Source organism: Microbacterium sp., from assembly GCF_039812165.1.
Taxonomy (GTDB): domain Bacteria; phylum Actinomycetota; class Actinomycetes; order Actinomycetales; family Microbacteriaceae; genus Microbacterium.
Genome location: NZ_JBDIAB010000286.1, coordinates 1 through 2,947 on the forward strand (window position 1 = coordinate 1; position 2,947 = coordinate 2,947).

The 2,947-nt window shown below is 74.4% G+C and carries 3 protein-coding genes and 1 riboswitch; of the genes, 1 reads left to right on the plus strand and 2 read right to left on the minus strand.

The annotated features are described in order from the left end of the window. Positions 1–797 (minus strand): ABC transporter ATP-binding protein (locus WML84_RS14380; RefSeq protein WP_347346823.1); only part of this gene is annotated, 797 nt, incomplete at its 3' end. Continuing rightward, positions 794–1,420 carry an ECF transporter S component gene (locus tag WML84_RS14385; protein WP_347346824.1) on the minus strand — a complete coding sequence of 209 codons (627 nt, stop codon included), beginning with the start codon at positions 1,418–1,420 and terminating at the stop codon, positions 794–796. The genes WML84_RS14380 and WML84_RS14385, both read right to left, overlap by 4 nt. After that, a riboswitch (TPP riboswitch) is annotated at positions 1,413–1,522 on the minus strand. It overlaps the preceding gene by 8 nt. 35 nt (positions 1,523–1,557) lie before the next feature. On the opposite strand from WML84_RS14385, the gene WML84_RS14390 reads away from it, so the two are divergent. Then, positions 1,558–2,934: a D-alanyl-D-alanine carboxypeptidase gene (locus WML84_RS14390; RefSeq protein ID WP_347346825.1), complete on the plus strand. Its 1,377-nt coding sequence runs from the start codon at positions 1,558–1,560 to the stop codon at positions 2,932–2,934. Positions 2,935–2,947: the final 13 nt, after the last annotated feature.

Here is a 2,947-nt window from a genome sequence, read left to right on the forward strand (position 1 = left end):
CCGTCGGCGACCACGCCCTCCGCGCCCAGCACGATGATGCGGTCCACGAGCGGCAGCCACACGTCGATGCGATGCTCGATCACGACCAGCGTCGCCGACCGGCGGTCCTCGCCGCCGACCCGGGCGCCCGCGGGCCCGGGGCCGAACGCCCCGGAACCGGCGAGCGTCCCGGCACCTCCCGGCCCGCCGGAATCCGCGAGCGTCCCGGCACCTCCCGGCCCGCCACCGACGCCGAGCGCGCGGGCGACGGCATCCCGCACCTCCACGACGCCGGCGGGGTCGAGGTTCGCGGTCGGCTCGTCGAGCAGCACCGCACCGGGGCGCATCGCGAGCACCGCGGCGAGCGCCAGCCGCTGCTTCTGCCCGCCCGACAGCGCCGACGTGGCCCGGTCGAGCGGCACGTCGAGCCCGACGGCGTCGAGCGCCTCGCGCACGCGCGACCAGATCTCCGCGCGGGGCACGCCGAGGTTCTCGCACGCGAACGCCACGTCGTCGCCGACGCGCGCGAGCACCGCCTGCGAGTCGGGGTCCTGCAGCACGAGGCCGGCACGGCCGCGGACGTCGGCCGTCGGCATTCCGTCGATCAGGAGCTCTCCGGTGTGCTCGCCCTCGTCGGCGCCGCCGAGCACGCCGGCGAGGCCGTGCAGCAGCGTCGACTTGCCCGATCCGGACGCCCCGAGCAGCAGCACCCGCTCACCCGGCTCGATCCGGAACGACACCTCGCGGACGGCCCACGCCTTGCGGGTCGCGTAGCGCCAGCCCCACCCGCGGGCCTCGAGCGCGGCCGGGCGGCTCACACGCGGCGGGAGACGTCGCGTCCCGCCGCGAAACGGCTGAGCGCCCCGGTCTTGGCGAGACCCTTCATGAGGTACCAGCCGCCGACACCGGCGATGACCGCGCCCGACACGGTGGTCGAGACGATGTAGACGGTCGTGAACAGCGTGTCGACCCCCGGGTACCAGAGGATGCGGTCGTTGATGCCGCACGCGAGCCCGGCGCCCGCGCCGGCGAGCACCGCGACGGGCAGGCGCCACACGCCGTAGAGGAACACGAGGAAGATCAGCTCGGCGCCGAGTCCCTGCACGATGCCCGAGACGATCGTGAGCGGCCCCCACTGGTTGCCCACGAGCGCCGAGATGACCGCCGCGACGACCTCGGTGTACAGCGCCGCGCCGGGCTTGCGGACGATCAGCCCGCCGAGCACGCCGGCGAGCAGCCAGGGGCCGGCGAGCAGGCCGCCGAGGCCCGGCAGCAACGGCTTCAGGACGGCGCTCGGCGCCTCGTAGCCGATGTTCCAGACGAGGAACACGAAGGCGCACGCGACGGCGACGACGCTGGCGACGACGATGTCGACGACGCGCCAGCGGAACCGGCCCCGCGGCGTTCGTGTGCGTGCGGATGCGGACGTGGAAACACTCATGGAATCTCCTCCCTGCGCTGGCATGATCCAGATCAGGTTCGACGGTCGAAGCGTGGATCGCTTCCTCTCAGCCCGGCTCACCGGACTCCCGTGGTCGTGCCCTCAGTATAACGACGCGGCGCGCTACGGTAGGCGGTGTGACCACCGATGACGCGCTCGAACAGCTGCTGAACGGTGGGGATGCCGACGCCTCGAACGAGCACCTCCCGGCGCTCGGGTGGGTGCGCGCCGACACCCTCGGCACCGAGACCGTGCCGCCCGGCAAGGGCAAGAAGGCGCCCGACCTGCTTGCGCGGCGGCCCCGGAAGTCGCGCGCGCCGGTCGTGCTGCCGATCCTCGGCGCGCTGGTCCTGGCCGGGGCGTACGCGGGCACGACCCTGCTGTGGCCGACGGAGTCGATCCCGCTGACGGTCGCCGACGCGCGGCTGCCCGAGCTCGTCGCCCCGGCGGCGGCGCCGCCCTGGCCCGCGGAGGGCTCCGCGGCGGTCGCGGTCGACGGGCTGGCCGAGCCGTTGACGACGACGGCCGACGCGGCATCCATCGCCAGCATCACGAAGGTCGTCACGGCCCTCCTCGTGCTCGACCGGATGCCGCTCGCCCCCGGCGAGCAGGGCCCGGCGTACGAGATGACCGAGGCCGATCAGGAGGAGTTCCTGGCGTACCTGGCGCGCGACGAGTCGGCGCTCGACGTTCCGGTCTACGGGGCGCTCACGCAGTACCAGATGCTGCAGGGGATGCTGATCGGCTCGGCGGGCAACTACGCGAGCCGGCTCGCCGCGGGCCTCTGGGACTCGAACGAGGCGTTCGCGCAGGCCGCGCAGGAGTGGCTCGCCGCGCACGGCATCGAGGGGATCACGGTCGTGGAGCCCACCGGCATCGATCCCGCCAACGCCGCCACGCCGGCCGCGCTGCTCGCGCTCGCCCACGCGGCGCTCGACGACCCGGTGCTCGCCGAGATCGTCCGCACGCCGGTGGTCGAGCTGCCCGGCGCCGGCACGGTGCACAACACGAACGACCTGCTCGCCGACCCCGCGGTCATCGGCGTCAAGACCGGCAGTCTCGAGGACCAGTACGGGCTGCTCGCGGCCAAGGCCGTCACGATCGGCGACGACATCGTGCGCGTGTACGCGGTCGCGCTCGGCCAACCCGACGACGAGTCCCGCGACGAGGTGACCGCGGCCCTCCTCGACCAGACCGCCGCCGAGGTGGCGCAGCCGGCGACGGTGGCTGCCGGCACCGTGGTCGCCGACGTGCGCGCGCCGTGGGGCGCGTCGACCCAGGCGATCACCGACGCCGATGCCGCCGTCGTGCTGTGGAACGGCGGCACCGCGACGACCGAGCCCGAGATCGACATCGCGGGCGACCGCGCCGCCGGGGCGAGGGTCGGCTCGTTCGTCGTCACCGGCCCGCTCGGCACAGCGAAGGTCCCGGTGCGGCTCACGACCGACATCCCCCCGCCGACGCCGGTGTGGCGCCTGACCCACCCGCTCGAGGTCTTCGGCATCGTCCGCTGACGCGGCATCCCCG

Bases quoted from the DNA above. Each gene is read 5' to 3' on its own strand.
- WML84_RS14385 (WP_347346824.1), bottom strand. From the start codon at position 1,420: ATGAGTGTTTCCACGTCCGCATCCGCACGCACACGAACGCCGCGGGGC.